15 protein-coding genes, 1 pseudogene and 1 other annotated feature are annotated in these 18,761 nt (G+C 64.6%); of the genes and pseudogenes, 7 read left to right on the forward strand and 9 right to left on the reverse strand.

All coding sequences use genetic code 11. The features are described 5' to 3' along the window. Positions 1–40: 40 nt before the first annotated feature. Together ftsZ and lpxC are read left to right on the forward strand one after the other, a co-directional pair. On the forward strand, positions 41–1,231 hold the full coding sequence (gene ftsZ, locus EBS_RS02265; RefSeq protein ID WP_043107107.1) for a cell division protein FtsZ: 1,191 nt from the start codon (positions 41–43) through the stop codon (positions 1,229–1,231). 168 nt (positions 1,232–1,399) lie between these two features. Then, positions 1,400–2,311, forward strand: coding sequence for a UDP-3-O-acyl-N-acetylglucosamine deacetylase (lpxC, locus tag EBS_RS02270; protein WP_043107108.1), 912 nt, complete (start codon positions 1,400–1,402; stop codon positions 2,309–2,311). Positions 2,312–2,317: 6 nt separating this feature from the next. Here lpxC and EBS_RS02275 read toward each other — a convergent pair whose 3' ends face one another. Next, positions 2,318–2,770, reverse strand: a complete 453-nt coding sequence (locus tag EBS_RS02275; protein WP_043107110.1) for a DUF721 domain-containing protein — start codon at positions 2,768–2,770, stop codon at positions 2,318–2,320. Positions 2,771–2,867: 97 nt separating this feature from the next. On the opposite strand from EBS_RS02275, the gene EBS_RS02280 reads away from it, so the two are divergent. The 5 genes from EBS_RS02280 (at position 2,868) to EBS_RS02300 (ending at position 9,340) form a co-directional block, all read left to right on the forward strand. After that, a complete protein-coding gene (locus EBS_RS02280) occupies positions 2,868–3,782 on the forward strand; it encodes a M23 family metallopeptidase (RefSeq protein WP_043107111.1) in 915 nt (304 codons plus the stop codon). A gap of 113 nt (positions 3,783–3,895) precedes the next feature. Continuing rightward, positions 3,896–6,673, forward strand: a complete 2,778-nt coding sequence (gene secA, locus EBS_RS02285; protein ID WP_043107112.1) for a preprotein translocase subunit SecA — start codon at positions 3,896–3,898, stop codon at positions 6,671–6,673. Between the two features lie 158 nt (positions 6,674–6,831). Continuing rightward, complete coding sequence (gene argJ / locus EBS_RS02290) at positions 6,832–8,022, forward strand: bifunctional glutamate N-acetyltransferase/amino-acid acetyltransferase ArgJ (protein WP_043107113.1); 1,191 nt, start codon at positions 6,832–6,834, stop codon at positions 8,020–8,022. Continuing rightward, positions 8,022–8,957, forward strand: coding sequence for a Nudix family hydrolase (locus EBS_RS02295; RefSeq protein WP_043107116.1), 936 nt, complete (start codon positions 8,022–8,024; stop codon positions 8,955–8,957). Before argJ ends, EBS_RS02295 begins: the two co-directional genes overlap by 1 nt. Continuing rightward, complete coding sequence (locus tag EBS_RS02300) at positions 8,954–9,340, forward strand: hypothetical protein (RefSeq protein ID WP_043107118.1); 387 nt, start codon at positions 8,954–8,956, stop codon at positions 9,338–9,340. Before EBS_RS02295 ends, EBS_RS02300 begins: the two co-directional genes overlap by 4 nt. Before the next feature lie 147 nt (positions 9,341–9,487). On the opposite strand, the gene yacG is transcribed toward EBS_RS02300, so the two are convergent. The 8 genes and pseudogenes from yacG to clpB form a co-directional block, all read right to left on the reverse strand. Next, a complete protein-coding gene (gene yacG / locus EBS_RS13380; RefSeq protein ID WP_081999774.1) occupies positions 9,488–9,667 on the reverse strand; it encodes a DNA gyrase inhibitor YacG in 180 nt (59 codons plus the stop codon). Continuing rightward, a complete protein-coding gene (gene zapD, locus EBS_RS02305; protein WP_043107119.1) occupies positions 9,664–10,431 on the reverse strand; it encodes a cell division protein ZapD in 768 nt (255 codons plus the stop codon). The genes yacG and zapD overlap by 4 nt, the downstream gene beginning before the upstream one ends. A gap of 99 nt (positions 10,432–10,530) precedes the next feature. Further along, entirely contained in the window at positions 10,531–11,133 is a 603-nt protein-coding gene (coaE, locus tag EBS_RS02310) for a dephospho-CoA kinase (protein WP_043107120.1), read from the reverse strand. A gap of 4 nt (positions 11,134–11,137) precedes the next feature. Then, positions 11,138–11,827, reverse strand: a complete 690-nt coding sequence (locus EBS_RS02315; protein ID WP_408065679.1) for a prepilin peptidase — start codon at positions 11,825–11,827, stop codon at positions 11,138–11,140. Positions 11,828–12,038: 211 nt separating this feature from the next. Further along, the gene (locus EBS_RS02320; RefSeq protein WP_043109082.1) at positions 12,039–13,271 is read right to left on the reverse strand and encodes a type II secretion system F family protein; all 1,233 of its coding nucleotides are present in this window, start codon (positions 13,269–13,271) and stop codon (positions 12,039–12,041) included. 2 nt (positions 13,272–13,273) lie between these two features. After that, positions 13,274–14,434 (reverse strand): annotated as a pseudogene (gene pilB / locus EBS_RS02325) (type IV-A pilus assembly ATPase PilB); the annotation flags it as partial. 36 nt (positions 14,435–14,470) lie between these two features. Further along, positions 14,471–15,690 (reverse strand): IS3 family transposase gene (locus EBS_RS02330; RefSeq protein WP_148307615.1). Its coding sequence is split into 2 segments (ribosomal slippage): positions 14,471–15,408 and positions 15,408–15,690, totalling 1,221 coding nucleotides; the frame shifts between segments, so codons are not numbered across the junction. Further along, positions 15,296–15,412, reverse strand: a sequence feature (AL1L pseudoknot). (Overlaps the previous gene by 117 nt.) A gap of 376 nt (positions 15,691–16,066) precedes the next feature. Next, the gene (gene clpB, locus EBS_RS02340) at positions 16,067–18,700 is read right to left on the reverse strand and encodes an ATP-dependent chaperone ClpB (protein WP_052199596.1); all 2,634 of its coding nucleotides are present in this window, start codon (positions 18,698–18,700) and stop codon (positions 16,067–16,069) included. Positions 18,701–18,761 lie beyond the last annotated feature (61 nt).

Below are 18,761 nucleotides of genomic sequence, written 5' to 3' on the forward strand. Positions count from 1 at the left end.
GTGTTTCGATTCAGCGGGATGACGTTCGGAGGACGAGAGTATGTTTGAATTGATGGATGTGGACAGCCAGAGTGCAGTCATCAAGGTGATCGGGGTTGGTGGCGGCGGCGGTAACGCGGTCAACCACATGTTGCGATCCAATATCGAGGGCGTGGAATTCATCTGCGCCAACACCGATGCGCAGGCGCTCAACAGCACCGAGGTGCGTACGGCCTTGCAACTGGGTTCCAACGTGACTCGTGGCCTGGGCGCCGGGGCCAACCCGGAGCGTGGTTACGAGGCGGCCATGGAGGATCGGGACCGTATCGCCGAGGCGCTGGACGGCGCGGACATGGTGTTCATCACCGCCGGCATGGGCGGTGGTACGGGTACCGGGGCGGCGCCGGTCGTGGCCGAAGTGGCCAAGGAGCTGGGCATCCTTACCGTGGCGGTGGTCACCAAGCCCTTCGCTTTCGAGGGGCCCAAGCGCATGAAGATTGCCGAGGCCGGCATCAAGGCGCTCACCGAGCACGTCGATTCGCTGATCACCATCCCCAACGAGAAGCTGGTCTCGGTGCTGGGCAAGGGCGTCACCCTGGTGGATGCCTTCAAGGCAGCCAACGACGTGCTGCTCAATGCCGTGCAGGGCATCGCCGAGTTGATCACCAAGCCGGGCCTGATCAACGTGGACTTCGCTGACGTGCGCACCGTGATGTCCGAGATGGGGGTGGCCATGATGGGCACCGGGCGGGCCTCCGGCGAGGACCGGGCGCGCGAGGCGGCCGAGTTGGCGATTCGCAGCCCGTTGCTGGAGGACATCAACCTCTCCGGCGCGCGTGGCCTGCTGGTGAACATCACTGCCGGCATGGGCATGTCGCTGGGCGAGTTCGACGAGGTCGGCAGCACTATCCGTGAGTTCGCGCGTGACGACGCCACCGTGGTGGTCGGCACTGTGCTCGATCCCGACATGGTGGACGAGATCCGCGTCACCGTGGTGGCTACCGGCCTGGGTGCTGAAGAGGCCGTCGCGGAACCCGCGCCGCAGCCGGTCGATCTGCAACCGGTACGCGTGGCCAACGGCGAGCCGATGGTAGAGCCGGTCGCCAGCTCACCGGACGACTATGCGGGTCTGGACGTGCCCACGGCGGTGCGACGCCAGGCCGAAAGTCGCAAGGGGTATGTCGACGCCGCGACACGGCAGGACATGGAGTACCTCGACATTCCGGCGTTTCTGCGACGTCAGGCAGACTGAAAACGCGCGCAAGATCCCGGAATCAGGCGCAATCTTGCTTGAATGCCGGGAAAAAATTGCCCACAATGCGGGAATTTCCCATGTGGTACCGGGGTCCGGTGGCACGGATGCGTTTTGTTAACAGGGGGCACAACGGGTTCCCGTGGATCTCTCGAGGAGCAACGGCGCATGATCAGGCAGCGCACGCTGAAAAACGTCATCCGGGCGACCGGTGTGGGTCTGCACACGGGCGAGAAGGTCTACCTGACCCTGCGCCCGGCAGCCCCGGACACGGGCATCGTCTTCCAGCGCGTCGATCTGCCGCAGCCCGTCGAGATCCCGGCGCGCGCCGAATACGTCGGCGACACCCGGCTGTCCACTACCCTCGAGCGTGACGGCGTCCGCATCTCCACGGTGGAGCATCTGCTCTCGGCCTTTGCCGGCCTGGGAGTGGACAATGCCTACGTGGACGTCAGCGCTCCCGAGGTGCCCATCATGGATGGTAGTGCCGGGCCTTTCGTGTTCCTGATCCAGTCGGCCGGTGTCGAGGAGCAGAACGCCCCCAAGCGTTACATCCGCATCCTCGAGCCTGTGGAGGTGCGCGACGGCGACAAGCTGGCGCGTTTCGAGCCCTTCGAGGGTTTCAAGGTGCGTTTCGCCATCGATTTCGACCACCCTGCCATCGACGGGCGGGCCTGCGAGGCCGAGATGGACTTCTCGTCGACATCCTTCGTCAAGGAAGTCAGTCGTGCGCGGACCTTCGGTTTCCTGCGTGACATCGAGACCCTGCGCGAGAACGGATTGGCACTCGGCGGGAGCATGGAGAACGCCATCGTGGTGGACGATTTCCGTGTCCTCAACGAGGACGGTCTGCGTTACCAGGACGAGTTCGTCAAGCACAAGATCCTGGATGCCATCGGCGATCTCTATCTGCTGGGGCACAGCCTGATCGGCGCCTTCACCGGCTACAAGTCGGGACACGCGCTGAACAACCGGCTGCTCAAGGCCCTGATGGCCCGGGAGGGCGCCTGGGAGGAAGTGACCTTCGAAAACGAGGACACGGCTCCCATTTCCTACATGAAACCGATCCAGGTTTCCTGACTTCGGTCACTCTTTTTCGCTCAGGGTCTTGGCGAGCCGCCGCAGGGCGTGGCAGAGTTTCTCGTCCGATATGCTGCGGGCCGCTCGTTCCAGGTGTTCCGCAGCCTGCGGGGAGCGGTGCAGCCTAAACCGGCGCCGGCTGGTGCGTGAGGCACGGGCCGGGGTTGCGACCCGCGGGCGGACACGGATGCTGGCCAGTCCCGGGTGCCGGGCGCGCAGCCTGCTGAGCAGGCTGGGGGTATGGTAGCGCAGCCGGGCGCCCCAGACCGGCGAATCGACCTGCAAGTGCAGGATGCTACCGTTCAGCGTGGCGCTGGTACAATGCGTCGCCAGGTCGGAAGGCAGCGCGTCGCGTACCTGTGCCAGCAGCTCCCGATGCTGGCGGCTGCGTGCGATCAATCCGGCCAGCTGCGGCTGTTGTTGCAGGATGACGGCAATACGGCGCGGTTTCGCTCTCATGGCAGGGATGTCCCGGGCAAGTGGTGCCGCCTCAGGCGGCGATAAATATTCCTCGACAGAGGCCGAAAACCCTGCTGATAGGGAGCCTGTCAGAAATATGAACATTATCCTGCTTTCCAAGAAGAAGGGCAGCATCGACATCTGCGTGCCCAGCGCCGTGCGCTGGCTGGTGCCGGGTGTGGCGCTGTTCTCGGCCCTGCTCGTCTGGGCGGGTTACGAGCTGGGAAGCTGGCACACGGAGAAGACCCGCAGCGCCTCGGCCGTGGCCCAGCTGCGGCAACTGGTGGACCGCGAGCGCGAGCAGCTGGAAATCGCACGCTCGGAACAGCGCGCGCATCTCGACGCCCTGGCCCTGCGCGTGGCGCGTCTGCAGGCGCACCTGATGCGTCTCGATGCCCTGGGTGAACGCCTGGTGGGCCTGGGCAAGCTCGACGACAAGGAATTCGACTTCTCGGCCGAGCCCGCCCAGGGTGGCCTGGAAGGCGAGCAGGCGGCATCGCCGGATACCAACGACATCCTCGATACCATGCAGCGCATCGAGCGCCTGCTGGCCGACCGCGAGGACAAGCTGCGCATGCTCGAGGAGCAGCTGGCCAACCGCGAGCTGATCCGCGAGACCTCGCTGTCCGGTCGTCCCATCGACAACGGCTGGATCTCGTCCGTCTTCGGACGCCGCACCGACCCCATCACCGGCAAGAAGGCCTGGCATCACGGGCTGGATTTCGCCGGCAAGGAAGGTGAACCGGTGCGCGCGGTGGCCGCCGGCGTGGTGGTGCGGGCCAACCACGAAAAGGGCTATGGCAACGTGGTGGAGATTCGCCACCCGGACGGCTACACCACCATCTACGGCCACAACAAGAAGAACCTGGTCTCCAAGGGTGACGTGGTGGCCAAGGGTCAGGTCATCGCCCTGCTCGGCAACACGGGGCGTTCCACCGGGCCGCACGTGCATTTCGAGGTCCGTCGCCAGGGGCGGAAGGTTGATCCCAAACGTTACATCCGCGCCCCCTGAGTCCATTCCCTCCGTCTGCCTCTTGCGCCCGCCCGCGTGGCGGCGCACTCGCTTCCCTCGGGTTATCATTCGCCCTGCCCGGGCCGTGGATGGCCATCGACAAAGGCTGAATCATGTTCAACAAGGTATTGAAAAAGGTGTTTGGCAGCCGCAACGACCGGCTGATCAAGCGCATGCAGAAGAAGGTGGCGCAGATCAATGCGGCACTGCGTGGCAAGACCGGCGAGTTTCGTGAGCGGCTGGAGAAGGGTGAGACCCTGGACGACCTGCTGCCGGAGGCCTTCGCGGTAGTGCGAGAGGCCGGCCGGCGGGTATTGGGCATGCGCCATTTCGATGTGCAGCTCATTGGCGGCATGGTGCTGCACGAGGGCAAGATCGCCGAGATGCGCACTGGCGAGGGGAAGACCCTTGTCGCCACCCTGGCGGCCTATCTGAATGGTCTCTCGGGCAAGGGTGTTCACGTGGTCACGGTCAACGACTACCTGGCGCGCCGCGACGCCGAATGGATGGGCAGGCTGTATCACTTCCTGGGACTGAGTACCGGGGTGATCAACTCCTCGGGCGGGCAGGGGCCGGATTCCGCGTCCTACCTGTTCGACCCCGACTGGGACGAGCAGCAGGGCGGCTATCGGCACTTGCGCCCGGTGACCCGCCGCCAGGCCTACGATGCCGACATCACCTATGGCACCAACAACGAGTATGGCTTCGACTACCTGCGCGACAACATGGCCTTCTCCGCCGACCAGCGGGTGCAACGGCGCAACTACGCGATCGTCGACGAGGTGGACTCCATCCTCATCGACGAAGCCCGCACCCCGCTGATCATCTCCGGTCCGGCGGAGGACAGTTCGGAGCTGTATATCAAGATCAATGCCATCCCGCCGAAGCTCACCCGCCAGGACCCGATCACCAACGAGGAGGGCAAGCCCGACTACGGTCCCGGTGACTATGCGGTGGACGAGAAGGCGCGGCAGATCTTCCTCAGCGACCAGGGCCACGAGAAGGTCGAGCGAATGCTGGTGGAGATGGGCCTGCTCGACGAGCAAGAGAGCCTCTACGATCCGTCCAACATCATGCTCATGCACCACGTGATGGCGGCGTTGCGCGCGCATGCCCTGTTCCAGAAGAACGTGGACTACATCGTGCGCGACGGCCAGGTGATCATCGTCGACGAGTTCACCGGCCGCACCATGCCGGGGCGGCGCTGGTCCGAGGGTCTGCACCAGGCGGTGGAGGCCAAGGAGGGGGTGCCCATCCAGCAGGAGAACCAGACGCTCGCCTCGATCACCTTCCAGAACTTCTTCCGTCTGTACGACAAGCTGGCCGGCATGACGGGCACTGCGGACACCGAAGCCTACGAATTCCAGCAGATCTACGGGCTGGAGGTGGTGGTGATCCCGCCCAACAAGCCGACCCTGCGGGAGGACCAGACAGACCTGGTGTACCTCACCCAGAAGGAGAAGTTCGCGGCCATCGTCGAGGACATCCGCGACTGCGTGCAGCGTGGCCAGCCGGTACTGGTGGGTACCGCCTCGATCGAGGTCTCCGAGCTGGTCTCCAGGCTGCTCGAGAAGGAAGGCATCCCGCACCAGGTGCTCAATGCCAAGCAGCACGAGCGCGAAGCCCTGATCGTGGCCGAGGCGGGCCGTCCGGGCGCGGTCACCATTGCCACCAACATGGCCGGTCGCGGCACCGACATCGTGCTCGGCGGCAACCTGGAGGTGGAGATCGCTCAGCTCGGGCCGGATGCCACCGAAGAACAGATCGAGGCCCTGAAGAAGGACTGGGAAGAACGCCACCGCAAGGTGCTCGAGGCCGGCGGTCTGCGTGTGATCGGCACAGAGCGCCATGAGTCGCGTCGTATCGACAACCAGTTGCGCGGGCGTTCGGGCCGCCAGGGCGATCCGGGGTCCTCGCGCTTCTACCTGTCGCTCGAAGACAACCTGATGCGCATCTTCGCCTCCGAGCGTGTCTCGGCGCTGATGCAGAAGCTGGGCATGCAGGAAGGCGAGGCCATCGAGCACCCCTGGGTGAACCGCGCCATCGAGAACGCCCAGCGCAAGGTCGAAGGGCGCAACTTCGACATCCGCAAGAACCTGCTCGAGTACGACAACGTCGCCAACGACCAGCGCAAGGTCATCTACCAGCAGCGCGACGAGCTGATGAACACCGAGGACATCTCGGAGCTGATCGCCTCGCTGCGCGAGGAGGTGCTGAACGCCACCATCGACCAGTACATCCCGCCGCAGAGCATCGAGGAGCAGTGGGACATCCCGGGGCTGGAGGCGGCGCTGAAGGAGCACTTCGATCTCGATCTGCCCATTCAGCAATGGCTGGACGAGGACGGCGAGCTGCACGAGGAGACCCTGCGCCAGCGCATCCTCGATGCCATGGTCGCGTCCTGGAAGGAAAAGGAAGACCAGATCGGGTCGGAACAGATGCGCCGCCTCGAGAAGGAGGTGATGCTGTTCACCCTCGACTCGTACTGGAAGGAGCACCTGGCCGCCATGGACTACCTGCGCCAGGGCATCCACCTGCGCGGCTATGCGCAGAAGGACCCCAAGCAGGAGTACAAGCGCGAGGCCTTCGAGATGTTCCAGCGCATGCTGGCCTCGATCAAGCAGGAGGTGGTGGAGATCCTCAGCAAGCTGCAGATCCAGGAACCGCCGTCCATCCAGGAGCCGGCGGTCGATCCCAATGCCTTCGAGTTTCGCCACGAGGAATTCACCGGGCTGGACGAACCGGAAGCCGGGGTTCCGGCACCCGGGGCCGGCGAAGAAGCCCCCGCGCAGCAGCCCTTCGTGCGCGAGGGACGCAAGGTCGGCCGCAACGACCCCTGTCCCTGCGGCTCGGGCAAGAAATACAAGCATTGTCACGGTAAGCTGCAATAGGGCAGCGGCAGGACGCCGCTCCCAAAGGCAGGAGGTCGTCCCCGGGCCGAATATGTTCGCGGCGGGGACGCCGCTCCCACGGGTAGGAGGCCCGTCCCCGGGCCGAATGATGCACGGGTTCGCGGCGGGGACGCCGCTCCCACAAGAACAAATTGCCGATGATTACAGACAACCCCCTCCCTGTTTCCGGTTTTCGCCTGGCAGTGGCCGAAGCGGGCATCCGTTACCAGGGCCGGCCCGACCTGTGCCTGATGGAACTGCCCGAGGGCAGCGCCACTGCGGCGGTGTTCACGCGCAACCGCTTCTGCGCCGCGCCGGTGATCGTGGCGCGCGAGCACCTGGCCAAGGATGCGCCGCGCTACCTGCTGATCAATGCCGGCAACGCCAATGCCGGCACCGGGGACGAGGGGCTGCGCGCGGCGCGCGAGACCTGCCGCGCGGTGGCCGCCATGGCCGGTTGCGCCATGAGCCAGGTGCTGCCTTTCTCCACCGGGGTGATCGGTGAGGACCTGCCGCTCACTCCCTTCCAGCACGCCATGCCAGGGCTGGTACAGGACCTGCGCGAGGACGCCTGGGGCGAGGCCGCGCGCGCCATCATGACCACCGACACCCGTCCCAAGTGCTGGAGCACCGTGGTCGAGCTGAGTGCCGGGCCGGTGGTGATCACCGGCATTGCCAAGGGCTCGGGCATGATCCGCCCCGACATGGCCACCATGCTGGCCTACGTGGCGACCGATGCGCGCATCGCGCGTGACGACCTGCAGGCGATGCTGGAGACCGCGGTGCGTGGGTCTTTCAACAGCATCACCGTCGATGGCGATACCTCGACCAACGACGCCTGCGTGCTGGTGGCCACCGGCGCTTCCGGCGTGGCACCGGCGGGCGATGACCGGGTCCGCTTCGAGCAGGCGCTTGGTGCAGTCTGTTTTGCCCTGGCGCGCGAGATCGTGCGTGACGGCGAAGGCGCCACCCGGACGGTGGATATCGAAGTAAGCGGCGCCCGATCGGCCGAGGACGCGCGCGCGGTAGCCTATACCGTGGCCGAGTCGCCGCTGGTCAAGACCGCGTTGTTTGCCGGCGATCCCAACTGGGGGCGTATCCTCGCCGCAGTGGGACGTGCCGGGGTGGCACTGGACATCGCGGCGGTGCGCATCTGGCTGGGCGACGTGCTCATCGTGAGCAATGGTGGGCGCGATCCCGGCTACCGCGAAGAGGACGGTGCCCGGGTGATGGCCGAGAAGGAATACGCCATCCGCATCGACCTGGGCCGGGGTACGGCACAGGCGCGGGTGATGACCTGTGATCTGTCCTACGATTACGTCAAGATCAACGCCGAATACCGCTCCTGATGACCGAAACCGTGCACGTGGCTGCTGGTGCCCTGATCGACGATCGGGGACGAGTGCTGCTGACACGGCGGCACGACCACGCCCACCAGGGCGGGCTCTGGGAATTTCCTGGTGGCAAGTGCGAGGCGGGGGAGACGCCGCAGGCTGCGCTGGTGCGCGAGCTGCGTGAGGAGCTGGGTGTCGAAGTGACAGCCTGTCGGCTGCTGATCCGGGTCGCGCACGACTACGGCGATCGCCGGGTACTGCTGCACGTCTTCCGCGTCGAGGCCTGGGAGGGCAAGCCGCGCGGTCTGGAGGGCCAGCCACTGGAATGGGTGGAGCCAGCCGCGCTTGAGGGCTATCCCATGCCGGCGGCCGATCGGCCCGTGGTCACCGCCCTGCGCCTGCCCGATACTTGCCTGATCACCCGGCCCGAGGGCGACGCGCCCGAATCGGTGCTGGCCCATCTCGAACGTGGCCTGGCCGCGGGCGTCCGTCTGGTGCAGTTCCGGGTGTTCGGGGTCGGCGAGGAGGGGCGGTGGCGACTGTTCGATCAGGTGCGCGCGCGTTGTCGCGAGGCCGACGCCTTGCTGCTGTGCAATTCGGCCATGGGGATCGACGGTGTTGAGGCGGATGGTCTGCACCTGAGTGCGCGTGATCTGCACCGCTTGCACGAACGGCCCGCGGGGCTGCGGTGGTTGGCAGCCTCCTGTCATTCGCCCGACGACTTGCGCCGCGCCGAGGCGCTGGGCGCGGATTTCGCGCTGCTCTCGCCGGTGCTGCCCACGCCCAGCCACCCGGATGCTGCGCCGCTGGGCTGGACGGATTTCGCGCAGGCGGTCGAGACGGTGAATCTGCCGGTTTATGCGCTGGGTGGCATGCGTCCCGATCTGTGCGAGATCGCCTGGCATCATGGAGGTCAGGGCATCGCCGGCATCCGGGGGATCGTGCCGTGAAGCTCAACCGTTACCTGTTCTTCTACATCATCCTCGGCCTGGGCCTGGTGACGAGCTGGACCCTGGTCGGCAAGCGCGCACGCATCGCTCCGGACCTGGGGGTACGCATCATGAGCGTGGACGAGACCTGCCGTCCCCTCCTGGCGCCCTGCGGCGCCTATGCGCAGCATTTTGCGCTGGTGCTGGGCCCGGTGGGCGATGGGCACACCTTGCGCCTGATCGGTGAGCAGCTGCCTTCCGATGTGCGATTGTCTGTCCTGCAGTACGACGACAAGGCGCAACAGTTGGCGCCCCCCCCTGTTCAAGACACTGGGAGGCGGCACCTGGCGGCTCGAGCCCGCCCCCGAGGCCGTGCGCGTGCGCGTCAACCTGGTGTCTGGTGAGAACCAGTGGCTGGCCGAGTTTCCGCTCGCCTCGCGTGAACGGCGCTTCGGCGGGTCTCGCTGATCGAGGAGAAAACCACGAAGCGCACAAAGGACACGAAGGTTTCATTAAAGACAAAGCCTTTGTGTTCTTAGTGGTGAGTCTGTTCAGTTTTCGGGGGCGTAGGCCGGGTCGCCGGGGATGCGTTTCTCCTCGCTCAGCCACTCGCCTAGGTCGATCAATCGGCAGCGTTCGCTGCAGAAGGGGCGCCAGCGCGATGCCGGTGACCACAGCACCGGTTTCCTGCAGGTCGGGCAGGCGACGGTTTTCCTTGCGGGGGTCTTCATATGATGCAGATGTTGAGTTCGAAGGTGATGTTGCGCACGGTCTGCACCGGGTGCTCCCAGTCACTGCTGTCCATGAAGCGGATGCTGAACCGGTGCTTGCCGCCACTGATCTCGGCATACAGGCGGGCCTCCTCGGGCAGGCGCACGCGGATCATCTGCGTCGCGGCATTGCCGGGCAGGGTCTGCTGGTAGAAGCCGGCACTGGCCTGTTGCGGCTGGAAAGTGGTGCTGTGGCGGATCAACCCCAGTAGCAGGTCTACCGCTTCGTGTACTGGTGCCACCTCGTTGCGCCAGTCATCGAACTGGAGCAGGCGCTCGGCGTGCGGCAGCGCCAGCCAGTAGTGGAGTTGGGGCAGGTCGAAGTCGAAGCCACCGCCAGGGATGGCGCTGCGTTGCAGCACGCTGTTGAGAAAATCGCTGCTGCGAAGGGAGGCGCCCAGTTGTCCACGGACCGCTTGCAAGGCCTGCTGATTGTCGCGCAGGTTCTGCAGGATGTGTTGCAGGCGGTTGTGGTCCACATCGGGGAGGTCGGCCATGCGCGAGAGCGAACCATGGTAGCGCTCCATCTCCTTGATGAGTTCCGACTTGATGTCGGCGCGAGCCAGGATGACCGAGATGTCGAGCAGGGCGCGCAGGGCTGCGCGCGCATGCCAGGGCGTGCTGCACGGCATGTGGTAGTCGAACTGTTCGAACAGGTGCGCCAGCCGCAGCATGGTGCGGCATTTTTCATTGAGTGGCTGTTCGAAGATGATGTGCTCGGACACGCGCCCCCCAGGGCCAGACGATTCAGTAATCGCTGATATTCTCCGCCAGCGTGGCCTGCAGGTAAAGCGACGCCGGGTGTGTGGAAGGGTACGACAGCCTCAGTCGTGGGAAGATCCTGCCTCGAGATAACGGGCATGCAGGGTCTCGATGCCCTGTTGCAGGGTCCTGGTGTCACCGTCATTGACGAGGATGTCGTCGGCGATGCACCGGCGTTGCTCGCGTGTGGCCTGACTGGCGAGGATGGCTTCGGCCTGTTCGGCCGAACAGCCGTCGCGTGCCATCAGTCGCTGGCGTTGCAGTGTTTCGGGGCAGTCGATGAGAAGCACCCGGTCCTGGTCCCAGTCGAGATCGCTTTCTGCCAGCAGCGGAATCACCTGGACGAGATAAGGTCCATGTGCCGCCTCGGCGAGTTCCTGCATGCGCTGACGAATGGCCGGATGCAGGATGGCCTCGAGCGCGCGGCGCGCCTCCGCATCGGCGAAAATGCGCTGTCGCAGTGCCCGGCGGTCCAGGGTGCCGTCGGCTGTCAGGATGGCGGGGCCGAAGTGCTCGACGATCGCTGCCAGTGCGGGGCGTCCCGGCTCCACCAGTTCTCGGGCCACCTGGTCGGCGTCGATCACCGGTACGCCGAGGGAGGCGAAATGCTCGCTGGCCAGGCTCTTGCCGCTGGCGATACCGCCGGTCAGCGCCACCTTCAGCATGGGCTCAGTCCAGTCCGGTCAGGTGCAGGTAGCTCTGGTTGATCTGTTCGCCCCAGAACAGGGCCACCAGGCCACCGAGGATGAGGTAGGGGCCGAAGGGGATGGGCTTGCCCCGGTCGTGACGGCGCAGGGCGATCAGTGCCATCCCGATGAGTGCCCCGATCACCGAGGAGAGCAGGATGATCTGCGGCAACATCTGCCAGCCCAGCCAGACGCCGAACAGGGCCAGCAGCTTGAAGTCGCCATAGCCCATGCCTTCCTTTCCGGTGAGCAGGCGGAACAGCTGGAAGACGAACCACAGCGAGAGGTAGCCCGCGACCGCGCCGATCACCGCATCCTCCAGGGGCACGAATCGGCCAGGCAGGTTGATCAGCGGGCCCAGCCACAGCAGGGGCAGGGTGATCTGGTCGGGCAGCAGTTGTTCGTCGATGTCGATCATGGCAAGCACGATCAGCCCCCAGGCCAGCAAGGCGATGGCCAGGGTGTGCCAGTGCATGCCGAAATGCATCACGACCCCCATCGTGATCAGGGCAGTGAGACCTTCGATCACCGGGTAGCGGGCGCTGATGCGCACGCCACACTGGTTGCAACGCCCACGCAACAGCAGCCAGCCGAGGAGGGGGATGTTCTCCCAGGGGGAGATGGCATGGCCGCAGGCCGGGCAGTGCGAGCCGGGATGGATCAGGTAGTCCAGGCCAAACCAGCGCTGGGGGGAGCGCCGGCTCGGCGGGTTCACGCCCTTCGAGCTCGGCGCAGGCCACGGCGAATTCTGCGTGCATGCGTTTTGGCAGGCGCAGGATCACCACGTTGAGAAAGCTGCCGATGATCAGGCCGAACAGGCCGGAGAGGGCAAGCTGCCAGGTCGGAGACAGGAGCGACAGATCCATCGAACCAGACGGCCGGGATCAGAATACCGAGCCCATCTGGAAGATGGGCAGGTACATGGCGATGACGAGGCCGCCGATCAGGGTGCCCAGGATGGCCATGATCATCGGTTCGAGCAGGCTGCTTAGGGCATCGATGGCGTTGTCGACCTCTTCTTCGTAGAAGTCGGCCACCTTGGTGAGCATCTCGTCGAGTGCACCCGATTCCTCGCCAATGGCGACCATCTGGATGACCATGTGCGGAAACAGGCCCTGCTGCTTCATGGTCAGTTGCAGCGACTGGCCGGTGGCCACGTCGTCGCGCATGGCGAGTACCGCCTTTTCGTACACCCGGTTGCCGGTGGCCCCGGCCACCGAACCCAGGGCTTCGACCAGGGGCACGCCGGCGGCGAACATGGTGGCCGTGGTGCGGCAGAAACGCGCCAGCGCCGCCTTGTGCATGATGTTGCCCAGCACCGGGAGCTTGAGCAGCAGGGTGTCGAGTATTTCGCGCAACCTGGGAGAGCGTTTCCAGACGAAGGCCATCACGCTGAAGAACTCGATGATGCTCAGCAGGATGGCCCACCACCAGGCTGCCACGAAGTCGGACAGGGAGACCACCAGCTGGGTGAAGGCCGGCAGGTCGGCGCCGAAACCCACGAACAGTGATTTGAACTGCGGAATCACGAAGATCATGATGATCGCGGTGATCACGATGGCCATCACGACCACCGCCGTCGGATAGAACAGCGCCTTCTTGATCTTCCCCTTGAGCGATTCGGTCTTTTCCTTGTAGGTGGCGATCTTGTCGAGCAGGGTCTCGAGTACACCGGCCTGCTCGCCGGCGTGTACCAGGTTGCAGAACAGGTCATCGAAATACAGCGGATGCTTGCGCAGGGCGTCGGTGAGGGTCGAGCCGCCCTCGACGTCGTTCTTGATCGACAGCAGCAAGTCCTGCATGGCGGGATTGGAATGCCCACGCGCCACGATCTCGATGGCCTGCACCATGGGTACGCCCGAGGCCATCATGGTAGCGAGCTGGCGGGCGAACACCGCGATGTCCTTGGGGGCAATCTTCTGCTTGCGATGGGTGAAGAGGCCGGTAGCCTTCTTGCGCACCTTCAGCGGCGTGATGCCTTGCCGCCGCAGTTCGGCCTTCACCATGGTGATGCTGGAGGTACGGGTCTCGCCCTTGAGACGCTTTCCCTTGCGATCGGAGCCTTCCCAGACGAAGACCTGCGGTTTCTGCTTGACGGCTGCGGTTGCCTTGGCCATGTTCAATCCTTGGTGACGCGGTTCAGTTCTTCGAGGCTGATGATGCCAGCCTTGACCTTGCGCAGACCAGAGGCGCGCAGGTCTTCGATGCCCTCGGCGTTCGCCTGGTCGCGCAACTGTATGGCGTCGGCATTGTTCATGATCAGGCGTTCCATCTCCTCGCTGATGGGCATGACCTCGAACAGGCCGACCCGACCCTTGTAACCCATGGTGCACTTGTCGCAGCCCACGGCCTTGTAGACCTGCCAGTCACCTTCCAGGTCGGCCTCGGAGAAGCCCTCCTTGAGCAGGGCCTCTCGGGCAAGGTCGTCCGGCTCCTTGCAATGTTCGCACAAGCGGCGGGCCAGGCGCTGGGCCATGATGAGGTGTACCGACGAGGCAATGTTGAACGGGGGAATGCCCATGTTGGCCAGGCGGGTCAGCGTCTGGGGGGCGTCGTTGGTATGGAGGGTCGAGAGCACCAGGTGACCGGTCTGTGCCGCCTTGATGGCGATTTCGGCGGTTTCCAGGTCGCGGATCTCACCGACCATCACGATGTCAGGGTCCTGGCGCAGGAAGGCACGCAGCGCCTCGGCGAAGGTCAGACCGGTCTTGGGATTGACGTTGACCTGGTTGATGCCGGGTACCTGGATCTCCACCGGGTCCTCGGCGGTCGAGATGTTGACCTCGGGCTTGTTGAGCAGGTTCAGCGCGGTGTAGAGCGTGACCGTCTTGCCGCTGCCGGTAGGACCTGTGACCAGGATCATTCCGTAGGGCTTTTTGATGGCGTTGAGAAAGGCCTCTTTCTGGGCCTTCTCGAAGCCGAGTGCATCCACCCCGACCCGCGCGGCCGAGGAGTCCAGGATCCGCAGCACGACCTTTTCGCCATACAGTGTCGGACAGGTGTTGACCCGGAAGTCGATGGAACGGTTGCGCGAAAGCGCCAGCTTGATGCGGCCGTCCTGGGGAACGCGCCGCTCGGCGGTGTTCAGGCGTGCCATCACCTTCAGGCGGGCAACCAGCCGCGGGGCCAGGTTGACCGGCGGGTGTGCCACGTCGTGCAGGATGCCATCCTGGCGAAAACGCACCCGGAAGTCCTTCTCGTAAGGTCCGAAGTGGATATCCGAAGCATTGCCGTTGATGGCGTCGAGCAAGATCTTGTTCACATAACGCACTACCGGTGAACCGCCCCGGATATTCCGGAGACTGTTTTGTTTGAGTCAGGCCGCCTTGGCAGACTCTTTCTGTTGGCGATAATACGCCGCTTCCAACTCCGCCGGTGGCACGTTGCCAATAGGCTCCAGCAGCCGCCGGTGGTTGAACCAGTCCACCCACTCCAAAGTGGCATATTCGACCGCCTCCCTATGCTTCCAGGGGCCTCGCCGGTAGATAACCTCGGCCTTGTACAGACCGTTGATCGTCTCTGCCAGAGCGTTGTCATAGGAGTCCCCTCGGCTACCGACCGAGGCATCAATGCCGGCCCCGGCCAGGCGCTCCGTGTAGCGCACCGACAGGTACTGACAGCCTCGGTCACTGTGGTGCACCAGGCCCTCTGTGTCCTGGCGCGACCATAGCGCCTGCTCCAGCGCATCCAGCACCAGGTCGGTCTTCAGCGACCGGGAGACACGCCAGCCCACGATCCGTCGGGCATAGACGTCCACGACAAACGCCACATAGACAAACCCTGTCCAAGTCGCCACGTAGGTAATGTCCGCCACCCACAACTGATTCGGGCGGGTGGCAGTAAACTGCCGCTTCACCCGGTCCAGTGGTCGTTCCGCCGTCGTGTCGCCGATCGTTGTCCGGCAACGGCGGCCTCGCACCACACCCCGCAACCCCATGACACGCATCAGGCGTTCCACCGTGCAGCGGGCTACCTCGATGCCTTCCCGGTTGAGCTGCCGCCATACCTTCCTGGCACCGTACACCTGGAAGTTCTCTTCCCAGATCCGTCGAATCTCGTCTGACAGGGCGCGATCCCGCTGCAATCGCCGCGGCAGTCGCTGTGGATCGGCCTCACGGGCCTTGTGCTCATAGTAGGTGGACGGGGCGATCGGCAGCACCGCGCAGATCGGCTCGACCCCGTAACGATCCCTGTGATCGTCGATGTACGCGATCATCTCTTCAGTTTGCGGTCGAGCTCCGCCTGGGCAAAAAAAGCCGACGCCGTCTTCAGAATCTCGTTGGCCCGCCTCAGCTCCCGGTTCTCCCGTTCCAAGGCCTTGAGCCGCTCGCGCTCCGACGTCGTCAGACCCTCACGCAGTCCTTGATCACGCTCGGCCTGTCTCACCCATTTGCGCAGCGTCTCCGGCGTACAGCCGATCTTGGCCGCGATGGAGGTCATCGCCGCCCATTGGGAATCATGCTCGCCCTGATGATCAAACACCATGCGAACCGCCCGTTCCCGGACCTCAGGGGAATATCTCTTGCTCGTATCCATAGACTCTATCCTCTCAAGAAATGGAGTCTCCGGGAAACCCGGGGCGGTTCAGATAACCACAAAGGACACAAAGGACACAAAGGACACAAAGGACACAAAGGACACAAAGGACACAAAGGACACAAAGGACACAAAGGACACGAAGATTTTTCCGCAAGGAATGCCGAGACTGCAAAGCAAATACCCCCGGGTTATGGAAAGAGGATGGGGAGGAGCGCCCCCCGCGAACATTCGCCCCCATTCTCCTTCGCGCCCTTCGCGTCCTTTGCGGTTTCACGCAATAAAATCTTCGTGTCCTTTGTGTCCTTCGTGGTGAATCCCCCAAACAGAAAAGGCAGGGCCGAAGCCCTGCCTCTTTCAATGGCCGGTGGCGCGATCAGTCGACGATTTCGGCCTCGATCACCTCATCGTCATCGGTCGGCGTTTCCTCACGCCGGGTCTTGCCGAAGACGAGCTGGCCGTCACGCACGTCCACGGTGATCACGTCGCCGGGTGCGTATTCGCCGGCGAGGATCTTCTGCGCCAGCGGGTTCTCCAGTTCGTGCTGGATGGCCCGCTTGAGCGGCCGTGCGCCGTACACCGGATCGAAGCCGGCCTCGCCCAGCTTGTCCAGCGCGGCGACCGAGACCTCGAGCCCGAGGTCGCTGTCGGCCAGGCGGTGCCGCAGGTAGCCGATCTGGATCTCGGTGATCTTGCGGATCTGCTCGCGACCCAGCGGGTGGAACACCACCGTCTCGTCGATGCGGTTGATGAACTCCGGCCGGAAGTGCTGACCGACCACCTCCATCACCGCGGTCTTCATGGCCTCGTAGTCTTCCACCCGGGCCATCTCCTGGATGAGGTTGCTGCCCAGGTTGGAGGTCATGACGATGACGGTGTTGCGGAAGTCCACCGTGCGTCCCTGGCCATCGGTGAGCCGCCCGTCGTCGAGCACCTGCAGCAGCACGTTGAACACATCCGGGTGCGCCTTCTCCACCTCGTCCATGAGGATCACGCTGTAGGGCCGGCGTCGCACCGCCTCGGTGAGATAGCCGCCTTCCTCATAACCGACGTAGCCGGGCGGCGCACCGATCAACCGCGCCACCGAGTGCTTCTCCATGAACTCCGACATGTCGATGCGGATCATGGCCTCCTCGGTGTCGAACAGGAACTCGGCCAGTGCCTTGCACAGCTCGGTCTTGCCCACCCCGGTGGGACCAAGGAACAGGAAACTGCCATTCGGCCGGTCGGGATCGGACAGCCCGGCGCGCGAGCGACGGATGGCGTCGGACACCGCACGCACCGCCTCGTCCTGCCCGACCAGGCGCCGGCGCAGGGCATCTTCCATCTTCAGCAGCTTCTCGCGCTCGCCCTCGAGCATCTTGCTCACCGGGATGCCGGTCCACTTGGAGACCACCTCGGCAATCTCCTCGTCGGTGACCTTGTTGCGCAGCAGCTGCGTCTCGGCCTGCTCGACGGCCTGGGCCATCTCGAGCTGACGCTCCAGCTCGGGGATGCGGCCGTACTGCAGCTCGGACATGCGCGTCAGGTCGCCGGCGCGCCGCGCAGCCTCGAACTCCAGCCGTGCCTGCTCCAGCTCTTCCTTGATGTGGGTCGCGCCCTGCAGCGAGGCTTTCTCGGCCTTCCAGATCTCCTCGAGCTCGGAGAACTCGCGCTCGAGTTTCTCGATCTCCTCCTCGAGCAGCTGCAGGCGTTTCTTCGAGGCCTCGTCGGTCTCCTTCTTGAGCGCCTCGCGCTCGATCTTGAGCTGGACCAGGCGGCGATCCAGCTTGTCCAACTCCTCGGGCATGGAGTCGATCTCCATGCGGATCTGCGAGGCCGCCTCGTCGATCAGATCGATCGCCTTGTCCGGCAGCTGCCGGTCGGTGATGTAACGGTGCGAGAGTGTGGCCGCAGCGACGATCGCCGGATCGGTGATCTCTACCCCGTGGTGCACCTCGTAGCGCTCCTTGAGGCCACGCAGGATGGCGATGGTGTCCTCCACCGTCGGCTCCCGCACCAGCACCTTCTGGAAGCGGCGCTCGAGCGCGGCGTCCTTCTCGATGTACTGACGGTACTCGTCGAACGTGGTGGCGCCGATGCAGTGCAGCTCACCGCGTGCCAGCGCCGGCTTGAGCATGTTACCGGCATCCATGGCGCCCTCGGCCTTGCCGGCGCCGACCATGGTGTGGATCTCGTCGATGAACAGGATGATCGACCCCTCTGCCTTGGCGATGTCGTTGAGTACCGCCTTGAGGCGCTCTTCGAACTCGCCGCGGAACTTGGCGCCGGCAATCAGAGCCGACATGTCCAGCGACAGCAGGCGCTTGTGGCGCAGGCCCTCGGGCACCTCGCCATTGACGATGCGCTGCGCCAGGCCCTCGACGATGGCGGTCTTGCCCACGCCGGGCTCACCGATCAGCACCGGATTGTTCTTGGTGCGCCGTTGCAGCACCTGGATGGTGCGCCGGATCTCGTCGTCACGGCCGATCACCGGATCGAGCTTGCCCTGCTCGGCCCTCTCGGTGAGATCGATGGTGTACTTCTCCAGCGCCTGGCGCTGGTCCTCGGCATTGGGATCGTCCACCGCCTGTCCTCCGCGAATGTTGTCAATGGCCTGGCCGATGTTCTCCTTGCTGGCGCCGGTCTGACGCAGGATCTCGCCCAGACCGCCCTTGTCCTCGACAGCGGCGAGCACAAACAGCTCGGAACTGATGTACTGGTCGCCGCGCTGCTGGGCCAGCTTGTCGGTGATATTGAGCAGGCGGTTCAGGTCGTTCGAGACATGCACGTCACCCTCGGCGCCCTGCACCGACGGCAGGCGGTCGATGGCCTGCCCCACCGCCGCACGCAACTGGTTGACATTGACCCCTGCCTGGGTGAGCAGGGGCCGCACCGTACCCCCTTGCTGATCCAGCAGGGCCAGCATCAGGTGCACGGGTTCTATGGACTGGTGGTCCCGGCCGACCGCGATGCTCTGCGCATCGGCCAGGGCCATCTGGAACTTGCTGGTAAGCTTGTCCATCCGCATGGGCTTGTTCTCCAAAATCTTTTCGACTGGAGGACATATGGGGGATCCGCGCAGAAATGCA

The sequence above is a fragment of the endosymbiont of unidentified scaly snail isolate Monju genome (genome assembly GCF_000801295.1).
Taxonomy (GTDB): Bacteria; Pseudomonadota; Gammaproteobacteria; order Chromatiales; family Chromatiaceae; genus MONJU.

Coding starts and splice junctions, on each gene's coding strand:
- ftsZ (WP_043107107.1), top strand. CDS start 41: ATGTTTGAATTGATGGATGTGGACAGCCAGAGTGCAGTCATCAAGGTG.
- lpxC (WP_043107108.1), top strand. CDS start 1,400: ATGATCAGGCAGCGCACGCTGAAAAACGTCATCCGGGCGACCGGTGTG.
- EBS_RS02275 (WP_043107110.1), bottom strand. CDS start 2,770: ATGAGAGCGAAACCGCGCCGTATTGCCGTCATCCTGCAACAACAGCCG.
- EBS_RS02280 (WP_043107111.1), top strand. CDS start 2,868: ATGAACATTATCCTGCTTTCCAAGAAGAAGGGCAGCATCGACATCTGC.
- secA (WP_043107112.1), top strand. CDS start 3,896: ATGTTCAACAAGGTATTGAAAAAGGTGTTTGGCAGCCGCAACGACCGG.
- argJ (WP_043107113.1), top strand. CDS start 6,832: ATGATTACAGACAACCCCCTCCCTGTTTCCGGTTTTCGCCTGGCAGTG.
- EBS_RS02295 (WP_043107116.1), top strand. CDS start 8,022: ATGACCGAAACCGTGCACGTGGCTGCTGGTGCCCTGATCGACGATCGG.
- yacG (WP_081999774.1), bottom strand. CDS start 9,667: ATGAAGACCCCCGCAAGGAAAACCGTCGCCTGCCCGACCTGCAGGAAA.
- coaE (WP_043107120.1), bottom strand. CDS start 11,133: ATGCTGAAGGTGGCGCTGACCGGCGGTATCGCCAGCGGCAAGAGCCTG.
- EBS_RS02320 (WP_043109082.1), bottom strand. CDS start 13,271: ATGGCCAAGGCAACCGCAGCCGTCAAGCAGAAACCGCAGGTCTTCGTC.
- clpB (WP_052199596.1), bottom strand. CDS start 18,700: ATGCGGATGGACAAGCTTACCAGCAAGTTCCAGATGGCCCTGGCCGAT.